Origin of the sequence: Sphingobacterium sp. 18053, assembly GCF_902706145.1 — a bacterium.
Lineage (GTDB): Bacteria > Bacteroidota > Bacteroidia > Sphingobacteriales > Sphingobacteriaceae > Sphingobacterium > Sphingobacterium paramultivorum.
In genome coordinates this window covers 889,661-913,109 of sequence record NZ_CACSJW010000001.1, presented here as the reverse complement: position 1 = coordinate 913,109, position 23,449 = coordinate 889,661, and the positions used below count along the sequence as shown (strand labels likewise).

Annotated in this window: 19 protein-coding genes; 12 read left to right on the top strand and 7 right to left on the bottom strand. The window is 38.6% G+C overall.

Going from position 1 to position 23,449, the window contains the following annotated elements; translation table 11 throughout:
• The first annotated feature begins 196 nt into the window (after nt 1-196).
• The 5 genes from GVK91_RS04090 (at nt 197) to GVK91_RS27475 (ending at nt 7,711) form a co-directional block, all read left to right on the top strand.
• On the top strand, nt 197-2,500 hold the full coding sequence (locus tag GVK91_RS04090) for an AAA family ATPase (RefSeq protein WP_159727119.1): 2,304 nt from the start codon (nt 197-199) through the stop codon (nt 2,498-2,500).
• A gap of 11 nt (nt 2,501-2,511) precedes the next feature.
• Nucleotides 2,512-3,954, top strand: a complete 1,443-nt coding sequence (locus tag GVK91_RS04085; protein ID WP_159727117.1) for a restriction endonuclease — start codon at nt 2,512-2,514, stop codon at nt 3,952-3,954.
• Nucleotides 3,955-3,972: 18 nt separating this feature from the next.
• Complete coding sequence (locus GVK91_RS04080; protein WP_159727115.1) at nt 3,973-5,337, top strand: hypothetical protein; 1,365 nt, start codon at nt 3,973-3,975, stop codon at nt 5,335-5,337.
• A 163-nt stretch (nt 5,338-5,500) separates the two neighbouring features.
• A complete protein-coding gene (locus tag GVK91_RS04075; RefSeq protein ID WP_159727113.1) occupies nt 5,501-6,349 on the top strand; it encodes a hypothetical protein in 849 nt (282 codons plus the stop codon).
• A gap of 96 nt (nt 6,350-6,445) precedes the next feature.
• On the top strand, nt 6,446-7,711 hold the full coding sequence (locus GVK91_RS27475; RefSeq protein ID WP_159727111.1) for a DNA cytosine methyltransferase: 1,266 nt from the start codon (nt 6,446-6,448) through the stop codon (nt 7,709-7,711).
• On the opposite strand, the gene GVK91_RS04065 is transcribed toward GVK91_RS27475, so the two are convergent.
• The 5 genes from GVK91_RS04065 to GVK91_RS04045 form a co-directional block, all read right to left on the bottom strand.
• Nucleotides 7,703-8,794 carry a hypothetical protein gene (locus GVK91_RS04065; RefSeq protein ID WP_159727109.1) on the bottom strand — a complete coding sequence of 364 codons (1,092 nt, stop codon included), beginning with the start codon at nt 8,792-8,794 and terminating at the stop codon, nt 7,703-7,705. The genes GVK91_RS27475 and GVK91_RS04065 overlap by 9 nt on opposite strands.
• A gap of 3 nt (nt 8,795-8,797) precedes the next feature.
• Entirely contained in the window at nt 8,798-11,029 is a 2,232-nt protein-coding gene (locus GVK91_RS04060) for a sensor histidine kinase (protein ID WP_159727107.1), read from the bottom strand.
• A 179-nt stretch (nt 11,030-11,208) separates the two neighbouring features.
• Nucleotides 11,209-11,481 (bottom strand): nuclear transport factor 2 family protein, encoded by a 273-nt coding sequence (locus GVK91_RS04055; RefSeq protein ID WP_159727105.1) that lies wholly within the window; start codon nt 11,479-11,481, stop codon nt 11,209-11,211.
• A 5-nt stretch (nt 11,482-11,486) separates the two neighbouring features.
• Nucleotides 11,487-11,627 (bottom strand): hypothetical protein, encoded by a 141-nt coding sequence (locus tag GVK91_RS04050; RefSeq protein ID WP_159727103.1) that lies wholly within the window; start codon nt 11,625-11,627, stop codon nt 11,487-11,489.
• A 14-nt stretch (nt 11,628-11,641) separates the two neighbouring features.
• Nucleotides 11,642-12,217: a hypothetical protein gene (locus GVK91_RS04045; RefSeq protein WP_159727101.1), complete on the bottom strand. Its 576-nt coding sequence runs from the start codon at nt 12,215-12,217 to the stop codon at nt 11,642-11,644.
• 135 nt (nt 12,218-12,352) lie between these two features.
• Between GVK91_RS04045 and GVK91_RS04040 the strand changes: the two genes are divergently transcribed.
• The 5 genes from GVK91_RS04040 to GVK91_RS04020 all read left to right on the top strand — a co-directional run bounded on the left by GVK91_RS04040 (nt 12,353) and on the right by GVK91_RS04020 (nt 19,717).
• Nucleotides 12,353-12,544: a hypothetical protein gene (locus tag GVK91_RS04040; protein WP_159727099.1), complete on the top strand. Its 192-nt coding sequence runs from the start codon at nt 12,353-12,355 to the stop codon at nt 12,542-12,544.
• Between the two features lie 629 nt (nt 12,545-13,173).
• Nucleotides 13,174-13,548: a hypothetical protein gene (locus GVK91_RS04035; protein WP_159727097.1), complete on the top strand. Its 375-nt coding sequence runs from the start codon at nt 13,174-13,176 to the stop codon at nt 13,546-13,548.
• A 16-nt stretch (nt 13,549-13,564) separates the two neighbouring features.
• Complete coding sequence (locus GVK91_RS04030; RefSeq protein WP_159727095.1) at nt 13,565-17,017, top strand: SusC/RagA family TonB-linked outer membrane protein; 3,453 nt, start codon at nt 13,565-13,567, stop codon at nt 17,015-17,017.
• A 69-nt stretch (nt 17,018-17,086) separates the two neighbouring features.
• On the top strand, nt 17,087-18,436 hold the full coding sequence (locus GVK91_RS04025) for a RagB/SusD family nutrient uptake outer membrane protein (protein WP_159727093.1): 1,350 nt from the start codon (nt 17,087-17,089) through the stop codon (nt 18,434-18,436).
• 54 nt (nt 18,437-18,490) lie between these two features.
• Nucleotides 18,491-19,717: a hypothetical protein gene (locus tag GVK91_RS04020; protein ID WP_159727091.1), complete on the top strand. Its 1,227-nt coding sequence runs from the start codon at nt 18,491-18,493 to the stop codon at nt 19,715-19,717.
• Between the two features lie 69 nt (nt 19,718-19,786).
• Here GVK91_RS04020 and GVK91_RS04015 read toward each other — a convergent pair whose 3' ends face one another.
• On the bottom strand, nt 19,787-20,011 hold the full coding sequence (locus GVK91_RS04015) for a hypothetical protein (RefSeq protein WP_159727089.1): 225 nt from the start codon (nt 20,009-20,011) through the stop codon (nt 19,787-19,789).
• Nucleotides 20,012-20,396: 385 nt separating this feature from the next.
• Complete coding sequence (locus GVK91_RS04010; protein ID WP_159727087.1) at nt 20,397-20,942, bottom strand: hypothetical protein; 546 nt, start codon at nt 20,940-20,942, stop codon at nt 20,397-20,399.
• A gap of 540 nt (nt 20,943-21,482) precedes the next feature.
• On the opposite strand from GVK91_RS04010, the gene GVK91_RS04005 reads away from it, so the two are divergent.
• Together GVK91_RS04005 and GVK91_RS04000 are read left to right on the top strand one after the other, a co-directional pair.
• Nucleotides 21,483-22,391 (top strand): hypothetical protein, encoded by a 909-nt coding sequence (locus tag GVK91_RS04005; RefSeq protein ID WP_159727085.1) that lies wholly within the window; start codon nt 21,483-21,485, stop codon nt 22,389-22,391.
• Between the two features lie 47 nt (nt 22,392-22,438).
• Nucleotides 22,439-23,449 (top strand): hypothetical protein, encoded by a 1,011-nt coding sequence (locus GVK91_RS04000; protein WP_159727083.1) that lies wholly within the window; start codon nt 22,439-22,441, stop codon nt 23,447-23,449.

The following is a 23,449-nucleotide window of genomic DNA, read 5'->3' as shown; positions in this document are numbered from 1 at the left end:
GTTTCATTAGTATGTTATTAGGTTTTTTGAAGTGAAAGTTTTATTAACAAGTGATTATAAAGTGTAATATTTTTACGTTTAATTACTTATATTTAATTGTGAAAAGTGCTACTTAGCTTCAAATCGAATACATATCTATTTGTCTTGGTAAGTCTGTCCCTCTCTTTTGGGAATCGTAGCCATTTATTTAAATTTTATGAAAAAAGAATTAGAATTGAGCATTCGAGCAGCATATGCAAATGAATACTGCAGGGACATTATTGAGGATACCGATTTTTACTTTCAAAAAGCGAAAGATGCTCTGGATAGCTTATTGCAGTATGAGTTGACAGAGCAACAAAAACAATTTCTTTTAAACAATAAGGAGGATTATCACTTATTAAAACAGGAGTATGACAACGGCTCCGAACACCATGATTTTCTCAAGTTACTTTTTACCGTTATCAGTTATTGTGACATCAGAGCATATCGTAAGCACGAATTAAATGCTTATGCTGATAAGCGTGTTCTTGCTGCCGCTGCTGTTAGGATGCCTAATTGGGTGAACCAATTACTTTGCTATAAATTTGATCTCCCCATTCCTGAAGGATCCATAAAAAATGCAATAGCCTACCTGGAAGATCCTATTGGGAACTTTACGATGCTCAGTGATTCGCATCGTGAACAGTTGGTGCAAAACTTGTTTGGCAAAGTATATGTGAAGTCAGAAGTAGTAAATGAACTGCTTGAATATTTCCAGAATTTCGGGTTTGAGGTCAACAACCCTAAAAATTACACCCACTTATTGAGTCGCATCTGTTACCTCCTTAAAGATAACTGGACAGAAAGTTTGATAGGTTTGATGGTTGCTGATTCCACAGGTTGGCAAGAGGAAGTAGCAAGACCCCAAACCGATGAACATTATGTTGCTGTCTGGAATCACAAAAAGCCTAGTGGTACAGTTGGTACAATTAAATTGCTTAGAGAATGCCTTGTAGAGAACGGCAGTTTTAAAATATTTTATACAAGTCGCTATAATGTACATTATATAGCGGAAATCATAGATCTTGTTACTGATCAAAAGCAGCTTGATGAAGCGGCATGGAAAGATCAATATGGAGATATTGAGTGGTACAGTGACAAGTTTGAAAATTACTATGATGGCACTGGAAAAAAAGCCAAAATTATCTATCTAGCGCGCAAGCTATATAAGATTGATCCAATAAGTTCAGATAATTTTATTTTCCAGAACGGTTACCAATATCCGAGTGTCGGCAATCAGACCCCCATTGTATCTTTCAGAACGCCAACCGAAATAAAACCCGTAGAAAAAATGGAAAATCAACTTACTGATCCCTTAATAAATCTTCTGAAATACAAAAAGCAAATTATTCTACAAGGCCCCCCGGGAACAGGGAAGACCCTTCTTGCGAAAAATTTAGCGAAAGTATTATTCGAAGCTGACCAAGATACCATTTTTAATAAACCCGATCAGATCAGTGTTGAGACTATAAAGGAAATAGTTAGACAAGGCCAGACTTTCCGTAGCGTATCTGACTACGCTGATTATGAGATTATTAAGGTCAATGAAAATGGCTTTACAGTAAAGACCCACCAGACAGGTAAACAATATCCGGCAAGTTTTGCCAACATTATCAAATATTATGCTGGGCAATTCTGGTCCAAAGTGGGATCCATTAGATATGGCAATGATTCTTACGAAGCAGCTATCGCAAAATACATCTATGAACAGATCGATGCCCTGGAGCAGCGCGAAGATATCAGTAATACGAGCCGTCTCCGTATTATGCAGTTCCATCCAAGTTTTACATACGAAGATTTTGTGCGTGGTATAGAATCTGAAGTTGATGGAGATAAGTTGGGATATAGGGCTAAAAATAAGCAGCTGGTGTTAATGGCTGATGAAGCCACGCTTCATCCAGATCAAAATTATATCTTGATACTGGACGAGATCAACCGCGCCAACTTATCGGCGGTGCTGGGTGAACTTATCTATGCATTGGAGTACCGTGGTGAAGATGTAGAGTCCATGTATCATGTTGACGGGTCAAATAAGATCAGTCTTCCCGACAATCTATATATTATAGGTACCATGAATACGGCCGATCGGAGCGTTGGCCATATCGACTATGCGATCCGTAGAAGATTTGCTTTTGTGGATGTACTGCCCAAAAATCTAGAACTAGACTTGAATGATAAATTCGATTCAGAACTTTTTAACAAAGTGTCCAAGTTGTTTGTAAAGGACTATGATCCGACGATAGATTATACAAAAAATCGAGAACTGCTCAAAAATTCGGTATATCTTTCAGCAGAGTTCCGTCCCGAAGATGTATGGCTCGGTCATTCCTATTTTATTAAAAAGAAAGATGCGACGATGGATATGCGACTGGAATATGAGATCAGACCCATCCTGCTCGAATATATTAAGGACGGTGTGCTTCATGAAGAGGCGCGAGCACATGTATTGGCGCTGCCAAACGAAATTCCGGGTAAATAAATTCTGAGCAGATGAAGATTTCACTGTACGAGCACGTCAGGCATGTTCTGTTTGAGCAGCAATACGATGCGGATGGAAATTCCGTTGGGACGAACGAGTTATCCAGATGGTCTTCCTGCATCCCTCGCGTATATAAAAATAGGCGAGGGCAGGATTATAATTGCTTCCACATTATCAAATCAAAGAATAGAGTTGAGCTAATAGCCGATTACTATGTTGGCGTCGACTGGCTTATTCCTGGTGAAAAATATGTGCATGTGGCTCCCAAGCTCAATAAATATGTGATCGAACGCTTTTCTGATCTGAGCAACAAGGAATCCGATGTTGAGGAGCATAAATATGAGGACTCAGAAGACGCGAGAGAATTAGAAACCGAATCCAATAAAGTACAGGTCAATTACCTGCGGATGCTGTTGGATGCTATGTCAGATCCAATAGTTGCCAGAGAATGTACAGATTTGATAAAGATTGAATGGCATGACCCTATGATCCGTATTGAGCAGGATGATGACAGCCTGACGCCGTTTTTGGTGGTGCAATTTCTGCAACTGCTTAGGCAGATCGTGCGGAAAGGTCTGAAAAAGTCATACTACAAGGTGAGTGAAAACCTCAGTAACCGTGTCAAGGGAAAAATTTTGGTGGGACAGCAGGTCAAACATAATATCCTTAAAAATCGATTGACCAAAACCTATTGTGAGTATCAGGTGTTTGGAGAAGACAATAGTGAAAACCGTTTTCTTAAAAAGGTTTTTCAATTTGCTATCGCTTATATTAGCAATCATAGTAGCCTTTTTCAGGGTAATGAAAAGCTGCTAGAGGGAATCACCAGTTATATCAGGCCTGCATTTGAGCATATAGGAGACTTGGAAGGGGAGAATGTACTACGTCAGTTTAAGTACAATCCATTTTTTAAAGAGTATAAAGATGCCCTTCGGATCGGAGGCTACATACTTAAGCACTTTGCTTACAATATTAGCCAAGCGACAGAAAAGCAGGCAGTAGACACTCCACCGTTTTGGATAGATATGCCAAGGCTATTTGAACTTTATGTTTATCAGAAACTTTTGGAAGCCAATGGTCGTGATACAGATAAGATCAAGTATCAGTATTCCACTTATGGCAATTCGTTGGATATTTTGATCAAAGATGGGGGAAACTCTATAATCATCGATGCGAAGTATAAACTTCAATACAGATCAAATTTAGTGCATCAGGATATCCGGCAGGTAGCTGGATATGCAAGGCTGAATAAAGTTCGTAAAGAATTGGAAATAGACGATGATAGGAATATCGATTGTTTGATTATCTACCCTGATTTTTCGGGTATTTCTTTGAGTAAAGACATCTTTGCAGAGAATAGTTTTCGGTTGGATAATCTTTGTGAATTGCTCAGTAAAACTAACCTTGCAGCCTATTATAAAGTATCTAAGATCGGCGTGAAATTACCTTTTTAATATCTAAACATTTTAATTATGAATGAAAAAATATCTAAAAACTTTATTGTAATCACTAAAAATGCAAATGGTGACATACACAGTCACGGTAGTGCGTTCTTTATTGGTGGCGATGGTTTTTTTGTCACTGCAGCTCACACTTTTAAGAATCCCTTTTTTGAGTATTTCGCTCTTATCAATGAAATAGAATATCAAATAAAAAGGTATTACAGTGAATATCTCGATTTAGATTTTCAAAAGCCTCCAATTTATGAGGATTTATTTATTGGCAAGGTAGAAGGAATAACTGATTGTAATTATTATGAGCTTGATATTCAGGAAAGTGTTATGCAAGAAGGAGACTCTTTACATTTAGCAGGATTTATGAAGAGAAAAAATGGAAAACCTGAAGCGAAAGAAGAAATCGTCCATCAGGATGATCTATTTGTTGACGTTTCTTCCGACGATTATGAAGGAATAAATGAGTCAGTTTCGGAAGACATTATTGAATTCAAAAAATTCGATGCAAAGTTTTTGAATTTAGCATTTAAGCATATAAGCAAATATTCATTGATAGAGGAGGATTTTACAAATGGTATTTCCATTGATCTTTTGGGTAAGGAACCTCACGGGCATAGTGGTGGACCGCTAATCTTTGCAGATAAAGTTGTCGGAATGTTAATAGGCAAAGATGCTGCGATTTCATCTAGCTATATTAGTGAAAAACGAAAAGAGGTCAATATGGATAATTCAAGAAACGTAATGTCTTTAATCGTCCCCGAAAGCTCGGAAAGGAACTGGTTGGCCAATATTATTAACTCAGTGCATGATAAATTGTCAAAATCGAGCTTGGCCTACCAAGATTCATGGAAGTTCTTTTCATATGTTTCTTCTGAAGATGTAAGAAATTTGGATCCTGCCCCCAAACTTATAGACATACATGGGCCTGCATTGTTACAGTTAAATTATTGCAGGGACGGAAAACCAACTCACTTAATTTGTATCAATTATTCTCTTTGTGAAGAGTTAGGTTTTACCATGCCAGAATTGGAGGCAATTGTTATGCACGAAATTGGGCATGTATTAAACATGTATGAAATTCAAGAAATTTCCGAATTTCCCAATAGAGATACAGATTCCACAGCTAATACGGATTCTGTTAGGGAATTTCTAAGACAAAACCAGTCTATTCAACAACAAAATGAGTTAAATAGAGAACTTTATGCAGATGATTTTGTTCGGCAGAACGGCTATATTTTACCTCTCATAGAAACTATGGAAAAGTATCTAGGATCAAACAGGCCGCAGAATGAGAAATTAATGAAAGAAAGAATAGAATATTTTAAACAAATCAGTACTGATGTATTAAAAGGAGGGACCATCTCTTTGGCATCGAATTGCTAATGTTGTTAAAATGTGATTTACCAAAAATATCTACCTTAAGAGCCGTAGATTTTGCCGATGTTGTGTGCGTTACAGTTTTGGATTATAGCTTTTTTGGTAAATATGCAGACATTAGATACTGTAAAATCATTGAATTAGTTAGTATTATTTAAATAAAGGAAATATGTGTGAATTTATAAAAGACCTATTTGTCTCAATTGTTGGAGCGGTTGTTGGCATCGGCGGATCATTCTATATTTTTTACAAAACTATCCAAGACAATAGAAAATCAGATAAGAAAAAAGAAGAGACTCAACTTAAAAATCGAATTCGATTTTTAGCTAATCTAATTACCGAAGTTATTGTGCAGACAGATAAGCAGATATCACTATATGAAGATCAAGGCAAAGCAATTATTGATAATCCGTATAAGTTACATTTTCCTAGTATTTTAGCTAATAATCAAATGGAGAGATTAAAGGATGTTGATAGTCAAGGCATATTTGAAGGTTACTACTTTTTATTCGGTCAAAAGGAGGAAACTCTAAAAGATTACAATCTTTTGCTCAATCAAATAGATTTTCTAGATAAAAGGATGCGTCAACTTCATGAGGCTAATGAAGGTAATATTAAAAATTTAGCTAATGATCTTGAAATTATGAGAATAGCTGTTGATGATCTATATTCCAGATTTCACATTCTTCTGCCTTTGGTAGGTGACGTGAGATACTCACAGCTTATGATAAAGTTCAATGAATATATAGGGACTGGTGAAGTAGATGTCAAGTCTTTACAGAACGACTTCATGGTTCCATTATTTAAGGAAGTAAGGGCATTATCTCCTAGTGAAGGAAATGAAGAGGCTCAAGCACAATTAATAATTTTAATAAGGAATGTAACTTCTAGGATTGAACATATTAAGGTTAACAACGAGAATTATGCTAAAAGTGATCCTTTAATTATTTCAGATCAATTGAAGGAATGCTTAGAAAAATTGAATGAGATATTAGAGAAAATAAATTCCAAATTATAGACTTAATTATTTGATGATTTCACTATCAACCACATACAGATACTTTTGTTTTTCAAAAAATTTGTTTATATTTTAGTGCCAAAATAAAAGCATATTTTGGCTAAAACATTAAATTTTATCGATCTTTTTGCAGGAGCAGGTGGTTTGTCCGAAGGATTTGTCCGGGCGGGGTTTAATCCTATTGCCCACGTTGAGATTGATGAGGCGGCTTGTTATAGTTTGAAAACGCGCGCTGCTTACCATTATTTAAAAGACAAAGGTAAGTTCGACACCTATATAAATTATCTAAAAGGAGAGATAGACCGTAGAAATCTATATTATAAATCCGATATTCCAGAGGAAATTCTAGATAGCGTTATCCATCTAGGGATAGGTGAGGAGAATAATCCTATAATTTTTGATAGAATTGAACGTAACCTTCCACAAGACAAAGAAGTAGATCTTATTATTGGGGGGCCGCCATGCCAGGCCTATTCTTTAGTAGGTCGTGCGCGTTCCGAACATGGAATGCGAAAAGATCCGCGTAATTTTTTGTATGTGCAATATGCAAATTATCTAGAACGGTATAAACCTAAGATGTTCGTTTTTGAAAATGTTTTAGGGTTGAAATCGGCAGGGAAGGGCGCGTATTTGGAAAATATGCAGCGTCTCTTTAGGAAAAAAGGGTATCGTATAGAGATTTTTACGGTTAAAGCAGAAAATTTTGGTGTACTTCAACAACGTCGTCGAGTGATTATCATCGGATGGAGAGAGGATTTTGTTCCTAATTTACCTGATTTGGACAATTATCAGTCCGGTATTCATGGGGTGGTATCAGATATTTTTGCCGATCTTCCTTTCTTAAATGCAGGTGAGGGGATTGATAAGTTCGCTATGTATAATTCCAACGATTATAGATATCTTAAAGATAGCCATATCCGTAATGGAATTGACATTGTGACACAACATATTGCCAGGCCACATAACGAGCAGGATAAGGAAATCTATCGTATTGCGGTGCAAAAATGGCTTAGGGATAGAGAGCGTTTAAATTACAACGATCTAGAGGATCATTTGAAAACGCATAAAAATAGGACTTCTTTTACAGATCGTTTCAAGGTGGTTGCTAATGATCTAAGTGCATCACAGACTATCGTAGCACATATAGCAAAGGATGGACATTATTATATCCATCCTGATATTAATCAAAATCGTTCTATTTCAGTTCGTGAGGCTGCTCGTCTTCAATCTTTTCCTGATGACTTTTATTTCGAAGGTGTAAAGGAGGGGGCTAACCGTACAGCAGCTTTTAAACAAATTGGTAATGCAGTTCCTCCCCTGATGGGCGAATTGATAGCCAAGACACTTTGTGTATTACTGTAACAAATGAGTATATATTTCATTTCTATCGAAATCTGGTGAACCCTGCCTAGAATAATAATAGGAAAATCTAGCAACGATATCTTTTGTGAAATTGCTATTTATCGAAGCAATTCTCTCAAAATCCTTTTCAAAGTCTCTTACTCTACACGTTTTCAATTTTTGGAAATTTATGAGACCTGATTGAATCGAATTATATTTGGGTAAAAAGTGGTATTTATTTGAATAATTATTTCCAATAAGTGATTTTAATTCTTTTTCAACAGATACCAGTACGTCTTTATCAGCTTTATTCTTCTTGATTATTCCAATTTTTTCAGCTAACAAGCCCTCGCTCTCGGATTCAATCTCAGCTAACAGTATATCCTTAGCTTTCGATTGCGCTAAGTCGCAAGAAGGAGTTAAAACTAAGAAACGCTTATTTGTTGAATTTTCTTTGACTAAATCTCCCGTGAAAACTTTATCCTTTACTGGAGGTGTAATATATATCTCGGCCGGATGATAATTTTCAAAATTAGATTCTGTGGTCAAATCCAAATATTCTTGTATATGCAGCAAGATATATCTTTCCAAGGTTTTTTGTTTCTGATCTGATGTCCTTGTTTCATCATTAATCCAGATGTCCATTGCAGTTGACAAATGCTTCCAAAAGATTGAATTTAGGTAATCATCTATTTTTCCTTTTCTACCCAAGATATTTGTGATGCCCGTATTATAAATGCCCATCAATTCACTAAGTACTTTACTAAAATCTCCATCTCGAGCCCGTTTTTTAAATAGAAAGTTTTCATCTCTATCTATTTGACCAATACTACCCGAAACGATATATAGCGGAAATCTTAATTTATCAATTATTTCATCAACTAATTGTATTCCTTCAAGTTCAAGATCCATTGCGTTAGCCGAGAGCTTCAAGTCAATAATAGCTGCATCATAATCGGAATCTGATAGACCATTTTTTCCATCTGCTAAATTGTCAAATATTATAGGAGTAATTTTTTCTGCATTTTTCCTATTAAAAGATTCTATCAAATCCTTATATAGCTGTATTTGAGTAAGGTCGTCTTCTACTATCAATAATCTCATTGTCTATTGTATTTTTATCTCTATTTTAAAAAAGGCACCATCTTGTGAATATATAGCCTTTAACTCACCATCATTTCTTTCGATTGCCTCCCCGGCAATTGCCAATCCTAGTCCCGATCCGCCTACTGTTTTATTGCTAAATTCTGGCTCAAAAATAACCTCATTTTCAATCAAATGCTTTTCTATTCCAGGGCCTGTATCTCTATATTCAATTATGAGTAATTCGTCTTCCTCAAATACTTTGATGTTTATCAGTTTGGGTTTGTCAATGTTCGATTGTAGCCAGTAGATACTGTTGTCAACAAGATTTGTAAGGGCTATATAAAAATCTTCTTTCCAACCGTAAATTGTTTGGTTCTTATCACAGTCTATTTTTGTGTCAATTTTTTGACTTAAAAGTTCTAAACGGAAGACATCAATAACATTCTTAAGAACATCATACAAATTAAAATCTTTTTTCTTTTCGCGCTTTTTTGCGGATAAAGGATCAAGTTTACCGAAAAGTTTTACAAAAATTGCACCTTGTTCCTCTATTACTGAAAGTCTATTTATTATCTTATTCAATAGTTCTTGATCGAAAGTTTCCTCTAATTCCTTTGACCAATCGTAAATAAGAGGGATCTGGTTTTTAAAATATCCTAGTGGTTTTCTTCCTTCGTGAAGAACAACATTTACAATTTTGCCTACAGTAGCTTGTCCTTGATATAAAGCAATTACTTGCTTTAATTCATCTGCAATTTTATTACTCTTCTCTTCTTTTTCAGAAATTAGATTATTAATCTTCTCCCTTTTGCTTTTTTCGATACCTAAATTATCAAGCTCTATATCAATTTTATTTTGAAGATCTTTAAAATTGTAAAGAGCCTTTATCTTTTCATTAATATCCCTATTACTTCTTCCTAACCCAACATTTTGTCTATATGCAAATCTTCTGTTTTCAAGTTCTTTTAATACTTGTTTAGCTATCTCGCGAAGACCGAAGTACTCTGCATTTTCTTTTAATCCATCCCTTGCGGATTTCTCAGCTAATCCAGATTGATCTTCTGATTGAATATGAATAAACCCAATTACTTGATCACATCCCACTCTTAATGAAGGATTCTGAACTCTTTGATTATCTAGATACAACCAATCAAAACCAGCATCCCCCAAAGGTCTAATTCTAAATCCATTACGATATACTCCAACACCATTGAATGTGTCTAAAATAATCCGTGCTTCTCTTCTACCTACATATTGCCCTGTCACTGGATCTTTAAGGCCTCTTTCTATTAATCCGTCGATAGATGCAGGATCTCTGTCAAAAACCCTAAAATCTACTTTCAATTCTCCACAAAATGCTTGTCTTTCCTGATTATTGTCTTGGTTTAATAAAATTTTAAAATCATTTAGCTCCTCTTTCCGACTTTCTTTTACTCTATTGTTTTCAAATTTTAATTTAGCAGTGCCATCTTTTAAGATTTTTCCAGAAATTCTATAATCAAATAATTCAAATAGTGGATAAGGCTCAATTACTTCGCTAACATTAGAATAACCTTCATAAGGGAAGTCTCCCAGATTTAGTGTAATTTTAAATTTATCCCTATCTTGATCTTCTACTTCATTATCTGTGGGCGGAATGAGTTTTTTGAGCTCGGATTTTAAATTTCTTAATTGTTTAGCATCCCATTCTTTAAGATGATTTTCATCTCCAACAATTATAATTTCAGTTCCACTTTCTTCATCTGTTTTGAAGTTCTCAATTAATACATCAACATCGTTTAAATATTTTGCATCTTCAAAATCTTTCCAAATTAAATATAATGTTGTCAGATCTCCATATTTATCAATTGTTTGTAATACCAAATCATCTCCTATCATGGATGCAGAGTATCTACCTATTCCTTTCTTACCTTGCATTACCCTTTTCCCAGGACTTAATTTTCGAGTAAGCTTATCGTCTGTCGATGGCACCATCCATTTGTCAGTCACAGTTTCAAATGACATGCCATGTCCTTTATCTTCAATAATGACTTTAATCCCAGTAAATTTTTTCTCAATTCCTTGCTCAAATTTGTTTTTTTCAAAAGGAATAAGCGAAATAGCACATGTTGGCGAATCTGCATCATAAGCATTTTTTACTAGTTCTACGATAGCAGCGTACTTATCTTTTATCAGATCACGACCAATTGTAATTATATGTCTTCCTGCTGGTCTTATTTTAAATAATCCTTCCTGAAGTTTGGTGTGTTCCATTATTTTCTGTTTTAAAATTCATTAAGTATTTAACTGGTCTATATTGTAATTTATTAAATATATTTTATTCTACTAACACATGATGATCGTTTATGTAATATTATTTTACATTAATACATTAATAACTAAATGGCCAGATATTTAGTTATTAATGAATTGTTTTTTATACTTATATAATATTAAGTCATATTTGTTGACTTAACTATCTTTCCATCGTCAGAAAACTCAAAAATCGATTTCCCTTGCAGGTTTATCTCATCAACTTTTTTCAGACCGTTATGAAAATCTATTGCTGCAATAGCCTTGTAGTTAATTATGATTTCAATAGAACTCTGGATATGATTTATCGCCTCGATGGACCGCTCTCGCTCGCTGAAATAGGAGAGGGCGTCAATGGCTTGATTCTTAAACTCTTCAATATCGCGTAATTCCATCGTTTTCTCGCCGTTCATGACGTTTAAGAAGAGTATGCCATCAGCAAATCTGTTATCATACTTTCCACATTCATCTCGTTGTAGGCCTCCACATACTTGAAAATCTTTTCCGTTCTATTATTTAAGATGGATGGCTCAGTAAGCGCTTTCCCGTTTGCGTCCATAATTTAAGTAAGATTTATTTTTTACGTTTCAGACCTTTTTCTAACGATATTACTTTATAATATTCCTGTTTTCGGCCAACCTCTCCCTTGTCAAGTTTTTCTCCTGTTTTTTCAACGTTTTCGCTAAGTTCATCAGAAAAAAGACCAGTAATGCGTATTGTAGAGCCTAATTTTTCTTTTAATTCTTGAGGTAAACTATCATACACTTCTGAAGGAAGAAATTTCTCCATATCTTTAAAAGCTTCTAGTGCATCAATAACAGCATTATTTAAGTCAAGTTTATTGTATTTTTTAGATTGAGGCGGTCCTACTTCAGCTCTCCACAAGATCTTCTCTTGGGTGAGCGTTGGCAAATTCTCTTTTTCAGGCACCTTGAATTCGGGATTTCCAAACTCGTAATAATTTAAACCAAAAAGTTGAGCTATTTCTCCCAATTTTTTCAGGGTAGGACCATTTTTACCCTTTTTAATATCTTGAACAATATCTGTTGAGGTGTTAAGAAGGTTTTTGATATCTATGTGATAGAGTCCATAGTATTCCAGATAATATTGTAAAATATCTATATACTCATCAACTATATTTTTACTCATAATTTATTGAAAATATTTTTATATTTTATATTTATTACCTATATTTGTTTCAGCAACATATAGCGACAACTAGGGTAGAGGATATCTCTACCTAAACGATGTCACTCATATTAGGAAGCCGCTAAATTTTTCCCTATGAGTCGACCTTGGGTTCGCTTTCTATTGGATTTTTTTATCTTTGTAGATATTAGTCCAATAGGGCGATTCCCTTGTCAGTCTCCGGGGAGCCATGGTTTTGATCATGGGGTACTTAGCGGCACCACTAACGGAGCATTGGGATTCGCCCTATTGGTTTTTAACCAATGCGAGTTTCCTCAAGCTTTCTGAGCACATCGTTTTTTATAACCACAATTAGATTATGATAAAACGAACAGAAAACACCCAATTAAAAACCACAGTTTACCTCCAGGAGCTAAGCCATCGGTTTGCCGACACTATTCCCATAAAGAACGCTATCCGCGCGCCTGAATAGTCTTTAAATTATTAAAAACCGAAATAGGAGAGGGCTGCTATCGCCAATTTGTAATGTGCCGATAGGATACAAATAAGTACTACCTTATTCAAGGTTTTCCGATCTGTCTGTTTTTACAACATTCCCTTTAGATCAGGTTAATAATAGATTTAAATGCTCTATTCAAGCGTCAACAACTTAAAATTAGCATTTAAAATTTATTGTTCCAAACAAAATAAAGGAATTTAAGCATAGATTTCTATTGCTTACAGATCGGTTTTTTATCTTTCCCGACAGGAAGCGCCATAATGTCCCCCTAATCAATGCTTTGTAACCGTCTCGGGGCGCTTTGCGGGATTTTGTTAATTCTTAATTTGTGACACCTGCAGGGACTAAAATTTCTTGCAATGACACCTCTTTGGAACGCAATTTTTTTGCAATGGGGGAAGCTATGCCTAATAAAAAGGAAAGGCCATAGCTCAAGTCATCTTTATGAACCTTTAAAATGAATCAAAAATATTCAAATGTGCTCGCCCTAGAGCTAGCTATATACCAAGCACATGAACCTGCTTATGATCCGATTAAAAAGATCATCGAATTTTGGAATAAGTACGACATCAATACCATTCAAAATACGATCAATATACTATTGAAAAAATCAGCCGAGAGATCTTCTGGCGAGAATGTTCTGGAAATCTGCCACAAGCAGGTATTTGCTGTGGAGGTGATGGCGCTGCTAATTGCCTACTTCCATATACACAAAGACTTTATGGACATTAGTAAAATTGATATTTCAGAAGCTGAAACAACATTATCCAGCTTGGATGAGCTCGAAATAACAAAACGGATCCATGAGTTTTTTGGACGAATTACAGACTAACCTTAACAATAAGCAGATGAAACACAGATCAAATCTGATGACTGCCTTATTGGATAAGGTAGTATATCTGGCATCTACAAAAGATGCCGCAAATTATAATTTAAAAAAAGTACCATTTACGTGGGGTAAAAAGCACCCCTTCGATTGTTTAGTATATAGCTTGAGGCAGATGACGTCGGCATGTACCCCTGTGCCGATGCCAAAGAGTATAAAGGGAATGTTTAGCATAAGGACAATTCTAATCCTGTTCCTTATGATGTTCAGTTTTCATATGTTTAGTTTATCAGCTCAGACGCCCCGCAAGGACAGCGGGGCGGAAGGGTTGTTGTCCATCAGCGGTACCGTCGTGTCTGCAGTAGATGGTAAGCCAATCCAAGGGGTGTCCATTCGAGTAGATGGTGAAAAGGGTAGGGCTTTGTCCAAAAATGATGGTTCCTTTTCTCTCCATACCTCAAATCCGAAAGGCACAATTTCATTCTCCCACATGGGATTCAAGCAATTAGAACTGCCTTATGTTGCTGGGGTATCATTGAATGTAAAATTGATACCGATAGAGAATCAATTGGACGAGGTGGAGGTAGTTTCTACGGGTTACCAAAAGATTCCGAAAGAAAGGGCAACGGGAAGTTTTGAGTTTGTGGACAATAAGCTACTCAATCGCAAAGTGTCAACAGATTTTATAAGCAGGCTGGAGGATGTGGTACCCAGTATTACCTCGGTCAAGACATTTGCAGCCGGACGCGGCAATTATCCAAATATTTACATCCGTGGGAATAGCACAATCGGCCCCAATCGTTGGCCCTTGATCGTACTCGATGGGATGCCTTATCAGGGTGATTTTAATAATATTAACCCCAATGATATCGAGAATATCACCGTGCTCAAAGATGCTGCAGCCGCTTCAATCTGGGGAGCGCAGTCTGGAAATGGCGTTATCGTCATCACCTCCAAGAAAGGTGTGCTCGAACGTCCTTTTGAACTGTCGTTGAATTCGAATCTGACAATAGCTGCCAAACCTGATCTCTACTATCAACCGCAGATGAATTCTTCGGATTTTATTGATGTAGAAAAAACTCTTTTCAATCAGGGGTACTATGACTGGATGTTCAATGATATCTGGAACAACTTTAGCCCTGTGGTACAAATTCTTCGGAAACAGCAGCAAGGAAATCTTACGGAACAGGAAGCTATGGCACAGATCGATCGGTTGCGCAACAGCGATATGCGGAATGATTTTGATAAATACATATATCGAAATGCAATAAAGCAGCAATACAACGTCCAACTCAGTGGGGGAAGTGCTAAAGTAGCCTCATTATTTTCTGTAGGTTTCGACAAAAATAAAGGTGGAGTGGTGACTTACGGCAATGATCGGATTTCGCTCAGGAGCAGTCACCTTTATCGTCCATTCAAAAAGATGGATATGCAAGTGGCAATTCAGTACGTTGAGAATAGAAACAGAAAGAGTGATGCACCATTAGAATATAATAGCATGGGTAATGGCTTCGGCAACTATCCCTACATGCAACTAGCAGATCAGAACGGTAAGCCTCTACAGGTTGAGACCGTAGGCATGAATCCGATGTTCCGGGATACTGTCGCCGGAGGGAGGCTTCTGGACTGGAATTATAGACCGTTAGCTGAATTAAATGAAACGTATAACCGGCGGACGAACAAAGAGGTGTTACTTGACTTTAATCTAAATTATGAGATCATCACTGGATTGCGGGCTTCGCTCTATTACAGCTATCGGAATAATAATGGTCTTGAAGAAACCTACAGAAGTAAAAACAGCATCAGCATGCGCGAGATGATCAATTATTATGCTTCTTGGGATAATGAAAAGGTAAACTTTGCGGTGCCCATAGGTGATTTTTATCAGCCGTTCAACCATCTGGGCCAGGCACATCAGGGTAGGGCGCTGCTTTCATTTGATCGGAGCTTTGCAGATAGGCATCGGCTGAATATGATTGCCGGGGTCGAAATTAGGCAAAATGTTGAGCGTGCTTCATCAAATGCCTATTATGGTTTTAATCCGGAGACTTATGCCTATGTCAACGTGGATTATACACGCAATTATCCTTATCTGAATGGGATGGCAGGGGAGTTGACCATTCCGGACTATAATGTGCTTACTAAATTGACCAATCGGTATCGCTCTTATTATAGCAACCTCGCCTATACGTATTTGGATAAATACGTGCTCTCAGGGAGTTTTAGGAAGGATGGTTCAAACCTCTTTGGGGTGAAATCCAATAGTAAAGGACAGCCTTTTTGGTCTGTTGGCCTAGCATGGGTGATGTCAAAAGAATCATTTATAGGTCTAAAAACAACTGACTACCTCAAACTGCGAGCAACCTATGGGTATAATGGCAATGTGAATAATAATACCTCGGCTTATCCGATAATCAATATTCAGACAACACCGCACTTTATCACTGGGCAACCCTATGCTACCATGCAATCACCGCCTAATCCCAGTCTACGGTGGGAAAGGGTCGGTACATTGAACCTGGGGCTGGACTTTTCTTTTCTCAATAATCGGCTAAGCGGAGCAATGGAATATTATGATAAAAGGCCAAAAGATCTGATCGCCTCTTCCCGCATAGACCCGACATCTGGTTTTAATAGCCTCGTTGTCAATAGTGCCGATCTGCATGGCAGAGGAGTAGATCTATCCATTAATTCGGTCAATATCAAAAAGAACAACTGGCAATGGTCTTCTAATCTTGTATTCGCTTACAACCGGACAAAAGTGGCTAAGTCATATATCGCAAATCCTACTGCCTCCAACTTTATCGGTGGAGCATTTGGCAATTTGATGACGCCAGTCGAAGGGGCTGATCTATATACGGTATATGCCTACAAATGGGTCGGTCTCGATCCCGAAACGGGGGAAGCGAGAGGTTATGTCAATGGGGAGATTTCAAAGGATTATAGCCAAATTTTTAACAATACGACAGTATTTGACCTAGATAATCATGGTACGGCAATGCCTGTTTACTTTGGCTCTTTGCGTAATAATTTGAGCTGGGGTCCGGTGGAATGCTCGTTCAATATTGCTTTTCAGCTCGGGCACGTATTTATGCGAAGTACATTGAATAATACCCGACTGATCTCAGATCGGGTAGGCCATGCAGATTATGCAAAAAGATGGCAGAAACCGGGAGATGAAGCTTTTACTGATGTACCGGTATTCACGTATCCTGCAAATTATTATGCAGATTACTTTTACGAAGCATCTTCGCCACTCGTAGAAAATGCAGGGATCATCAAATTGAGGGATATTCAGCTGACCTATCATTTACCATCGCTGCAGCGGCTTAAATATAAAAGTGCTTCGGTATACGCCTATATGGCAAATATCGCTACGCTATGGCGAGCTAATAAGTTGGGAATAGATCCTGAATTTGGCAGGAGCAGCCCTGACCCCCTGGCTGTTTCACTCGGTGTTAACTTAAAGTTTTAGAAACAAAAAATCGTGTATCGAATATTTTTTTTGTTCATAACATATTGTAAAATATATAATTAAAGGAATATGTTTAAGAGATTATTTAAATGGATGGTTTCCTCATTTTTGCTGCTATCGAGCTGTAACAACTATTTGGATTTAAAGCCCGACGCCAAAATGGTTATCCCCAAGACATTGGAGGACTGTGAGCTACTGCTCAATGATTACAGCACCATGAATACCAAGTATCCCAGTTATGGTGAAGTGGCCGCCGACAACTATTACCTGACTGCATCCTCATGGAAGGCTATTTCTGATATTGACGAACGTAACGTATACATATGGTCGGATGAACCGATTGTGTCGACCAACCAGTGGCAGGGCCCCTATAAAACTATTTACCAAGCGAATCAGGTTTTATCGGTATTGGCAGAAATCACAGATCGTTCAGGTGATCGATGGAAGATATGTAATGCGGGCGCACATTTCTTTCGGGCATTTGCGATGCAGCAGTTGATGCAGGTGTTTACACCGCCTTACAACAAGGACACTGCGCCCGAAGCCCTCGGCTTGCCGATAAAGCTTTCGCCGAACCTGGATGAGCGCTCGGTAAGGGCTTCGCTCTATGAAACCTGCCTGCAGATTATAAAAGATTATACACTCGCAGCACGTGATCTGCCTCTACAGGCAGAAAATAAAGGTTTGCCCGGCAGGGCAGCAGCCTACGCTGGCTTGGCCAGACTTTATTTGGAAATGCAAGATAATGAGCGCGCATTTCAATATGCAGATTCCGCGCTGGCCCTGCAGCCTACACTGCTGGACTATAATAGTCTCAATGCTGCTGCCAGCCTTCCGTTTGCAAGATTCAATGCTGAGGTACTTTTTCCGGCAACGAGTTCTTCCAGCTACGCCTTGGGACAGAGCTATGCCCTTGTGGATACGGCGCTCTTTAGGAGCTATGCGACAAATGATCTGCGACGAGGCCTCTTTTTCAGACAGACGGGCAATGGTATGGTGTTCAAAGGTTCGTACGATAATTCACTATCGGGAATATTTGTGGGCCTCACAACGGCCGAGATGTATTTGACAAGGGCAGAAGCTGCCGCACGCCTCGGCCAGCTTGATCTGGCAACCGAGGACCTAAATACATTCAGATCAGTTCGCTATAAGGCGGGTAGTATAAGCCCTTTCGAAAGTACCAATGCAACCGAGCTGCTAAATGAGGTGCTGCTAGAGCGGCGGAAAGAGTTAATTTTTAGAGGGCTGCGCTGGGCAGATCTAAAAAGGCTCAATCAAGAGGCAAGCACTGTGCAGACACTGACAAGGATGCTAGATGGAAAGTCATATACGCTGAAGCCTGGTAGTAAAAAGTATGCAATATTGATTCCCCAAGTAGCCATCCAAGAGTCGGGTATGACGCAAAATGCCCGTGATTAAACGGGTATTATATAGTTAATGTTGAGTTTCTAAAATAATATAAATCAAGAAGTAATGAAAAGAAATATAATGAAAGTAGTTTTGTTTTCCATAATGGTGTTATTGCATTTAAACAATGCATTTGGGCAGAGTAGAGGCTTAAAGGTAAATGACAAAATGCCAAAGCTAAATAAAGTTGAGTTGGTCGGCAGCACGATGGAGCTGAGTAAAAACCCGTCGGTTGTAATCTATGATTTCTTCGATACCTATTGCGTCAGCTGTATCGAAAGTATGCCCAAGCTCAAAGCCTTACAAAAGAAGCTGGGAGCTGAAGTGCAAATTTATATGGTCACCTGGCAGGATAGGGCAACCATCGAAAAATTTTACCAGAACAACAAGTTTCTGAAAGAAAAGGACGCCATCCTACCGACAATTATAAATGACAAACAGCTCAAAGCGCTATTTCCGCATGCCGGAGTTCCCCATGTGGCCGTCGTAAAGAATGGTATCGTCCGTGCTGTCACCTTTAGTGATTTTATAACGGTAGAAGGAGTAAACGAACTTCTGCGTAAAGATCATATAAAGGCGTCGCTGAAAGATGATTATATGCAGCTCTCTGATGTGAAAAACAATGCCAGCGATGGGATTGCTTCGGTTGTACTCAAGGGCTATTCAGAAGACTGGCCACAATGGGAAGGTATCCAGGAAACGAAGACAAGTGCCGGTACAACAAAAATTACACTTTCCAACAATGGTATCTTACGGACCTATAAGGCCCTGTTGAGCCGTATCAAAAAGCCGACATACCTTTTGGGAAGTAACCGTATCATCTGGGATAACGTAAATAGGGATGTGTTGGATTACCCCGAAAATACAGGCGGGATTCAAAAATGGCTTACGCAATATGGAATTTGCTACGAGCGGAAAAGTTCGATACCGATGGATAGTATCGCCCTAACGCATGCGGTAATCAATGATTTAAATCTTTTCTTGGGTTTGGATGTTCGCTTTGAAAAACGGATAATACCTTGTCTGATTCTTCAAGAGGACAATACAGGCCCTCGTGCTGTTGTTGATCCGAATGATATTCGGCAGGGCATGGAGGGGACTGGCGTATTAGCGTTTTTAGTAGACTATAGTGGCTTATTTCCGCCGGTCTATGATGAAGTGAATAAAAAAGATCGGATTAAGTTAGGCGATTTTACAAACTTGGAAGAACTCAATCAACAGATGCAGGGACAAGGGTTAAAGTTTGTAGAAGGTGAGCGGGAGATGGAAGTGCTGGTAGTCTCAAAGAAATAAATCTATGTATATGTTAAAGCAGAAACGGGGGATTATTTCCCCCGCTTTAATCTATGGTGCATTACATCCTTATGGAGTACTTCTCAATCTGACGTTTGAGGAAGTACTATTATTTTGGAGCGCCACAATCATTTCATTTTTTAGTGAATCTGTAAGGTCTGGCTGTCCACTACCGTTGTCAGTAGCATTTACAGCACAAATCTTAGTTGATCCACTGCAGGAAGGTGTTGCCACACTGCTGTAATGCGACGGATTTGTCGGATTACCCCCTGCATTTAATTGAAACCATGCCATGTTGCAAAAATTTAAATTAGTCAATTCTTGTTTATTAATCAGCTACATCCAAGATGTATCCGGTTTCACAGATTCTGCCGGGCTGACCGAAACGCCTTACTGTGCCAGTCCTTTTCGATTATTGCTATACCATACCGACACACGGGAATAGGGCAAATTTTCTTTTGTGCTGTTTCATAATCTTGTTTTTTATTGGGCTTTTCGGATTAAGCTTCACCTGTACATATTACTTTCTTCGATTAAGCTGAATGGCATTGTTTTGCTGTCTCCGAGCTGCTATTACAAAGTTCAAGCACAGCCCATTATCTATATTGGGATTTTGAAGGCTAAGTTTTGTGTTTACAACGACAAAAGATTTTGACGGGATGCCCAAAAAATTGGGCTATTAGCAATCATGATCCCGCAAAAGGCGGCGGAGCAATTCGCTGCTGATTCCCATAAACCGGGCCAGTTCATGATGCTTCACATAGCTTCTAAGATCGGGGTATTTGTCAAATACAAAATCGTACTTATCCTGATTGTTTAACGATAATAGCTTATGTCGATAATCGAGATAGGTCTGTTGTTTGTCTGTGAGATTGGCATACAGGTGAAAGACTTTCGAGTTGTGCGCATTTATTTCCTCCAGTTGCCGGAGCGAGGTACGGTAGGTACAGCAGTCACTTAGTGCGGTAAACTGATAGCGGTGTTTATGGTTGGGGATCATCAACGATTCGCCAGCTAGGGCATAGCGCACAGGACAGGTCTTCTCATATTTCCCAAAGATGCCGTCAACGATCAGATAAAGCTCGCCCCAGTCGTTGACGAGCCGTTCGCCCTGCATAAAGCGCTCTTCTTCAAATACCGATGACAGCTCGGGGATCTCAGCCTGCCAATTAGGGTTAATATCCCTAAAAAAGGGATCGAGCAGGTATTCTTTATTTTTCTTCATAATTAAGTATTTGGCAGTAATTGTTCGTTTAAAATAGGCCGACAATTTATTAAACTCAGCTGGTGAAGTCAATTTTTGGGAAATAAATGGTTTAACTGGGGATGAACGCTGCAATTACAGGGACAAATTTAGCTTTCAACATTTGATCGCTGTGCAAAATCCCTTTTATCCCAGAGAAAGACTTTATTTCCCATTTATTTTTTGTTTAAAAGGCAATTTTCATCTTTGTCACGCTGGCCAGCAAATGGAATAAGAAATGCTCTTAACGGAGCAACGGGAATGACCTGACCCGGATGGTTACAGGTCGACGACCTAAAGATAAAAATGGAAATAGAAATCGAAGTAGCGGAACCCATCGTCTTTGTCGGAAGCTCCATTATGGAATTCTTCTCCGAAGACCCACCACTGATTGATCTGGGCGATGACAAATGTTGGCCCGAATCATTTTAAGCGGGCGGAACTGCTAATCCTGCAAACAGGAAGGCCGGTAGGCCTTCCTGATCTTAAAGTCGTCTATTTTAACTCCTTTAAATCAATCTTATGGATACCCAACAGACCAAAAACCTGCACCGTCTCATGTGGCTGGCCAATGTACAGCAGTTTTACCCGGATAAAGCATCTGAACAGTTATGGAAAGATTATACAAGCTGGCTTAAAAACAGGAATCAGTTTCAACACCTATATAAACGCTATCCTCTTCATCAATTACCTAATTTCGATCCTTTGCTAATGGACATAAAACCTGCAGGAGGTATACTCATTTCCTTTCATTATGGCCCTTACAGATTACTACCTAAGTTTCTGGTCAAGTGCGGTTATCAGATTACGCTGCTTGCCGCGGCATCTATTCTGGAGCGCGAAGCTGAATACTATGATGCCGAGCTCCGTAATGCGAAGCTGCCTAGCGAAATGCTGCAATGTATTGATGCCAATAACTCCTATTCGCTCAGAAAGATTTTGTCGGCAGTAAAGGAAAAACGGCTTGTACTTGTTTTTATGGATGCCAACGAAGGGCAGCGTGTAGATCACAGCGATAGCAATAAATTGCCCGTCCCTTTTGCTGCGCACTATTTCTGCTGGCGGACCAATATTTTAAAGCTCGCGACAAGATTCCGTATCCCGGTATACTGCACCTATATGGAGCGCTGCGAAGAGGAGATACCCTGGGCTGTCCATCCATTTGTGCCTATTTTGACCGATACGAAACAACCTACTGCAGCGGAAATGATGCATGCTTTTTCAGGGCTTCAGCTCAGCTTTCAGCAGATGATGAACCAGGGGTGGATATATTGGGAGAATTGGGCTTTTATCCATCAGTACAATGGCGATAAAGCGAATACTAGCCGGGGGATAGCAGCGTCGGGAAGCTGGGTCTTACCCCTGGAATATCAACAGCAAAAATATCTGTTCGACATTCGGAATAGACAGTTTTTTCAGATTAAAGCTTGATTTCTTTAAAGTTAATTGTTAATTTAGAGGGAATAAAATGTTAATATATGAAACCTAACCCTACTCTAAATGCGATTCATAATAGTTTATGGATGCGATCGGCTATGGCGGCAGGGCTGATGATAATCGGTCTAACACTGATTAATGCCACAAAAATTCATCGTTTTACACCATTAAGCTATAGTGTGTTCTTATTTCCTTATTTGATTTATTTTTTACTGCTCTATTTGGGATATCGGACTGCCCTAGGGAAGCAGCGCCATCGCTGGCTCGGCTATGGGCTAATAATCTTTGCTGTTCTGACAGTCTATCACGTCGTTAAATTTTACTTTTATGGTCTGGTACCACAATTTATGGATGGTTTTTCGGCGCCATGGTTGCCCGCGCATAAACCGGTGCTGATCAGTAAGATCATTGGTGGTCTGTTGTTTTTTGTCGCAATATACCTGACCGACTACCTCACCTGGGAAAGGTACTACACCGGCCTTAAATTTCGGAAGGCTGAAATGCAGATTAAAAATATATCGAATGTGCAATTGCTGTCAGGCCATTTTTTGGGCAACGTCTATGATCTGTTGCAGCCCAGGAGCAAGCGCATCCGCAGCAGGAGCCTGGTGTTCTTCCAGTACGTCAGCAACAAGATCGCAAACCCAACGGTATTGGTACCTCTTGGGGAGGAATGGGCATACACGAAAATATTGATCTCTTATTCCAGCAACAGAAATTTTAAGATCAAAGGGGAGGAGCTTATGGATAAAAAGCTCTTGAACAGATCTGTCCCCACGCTCACCATCATGACCTGGATCGAGAATGCGGTGAAGTATAGCCCCGATGATCCAGATGAATGGATCGAAGTAAAATGGATTAAGGTATCGGAAGGTATGCAGCTGCAGATCCATAACCGTGTTGCGGCAGCTGATGTGAAAAAAGGAACGGGCAAGGGCCTGGAACTGGTCAACAGATTATTTGAATCGATGGAAAATCAGCTCATTGAGCTCGAGTATATGGTGGCATATCAGGAATATTTTATAGTGAAACTGACTTTCAAAAACCAATAA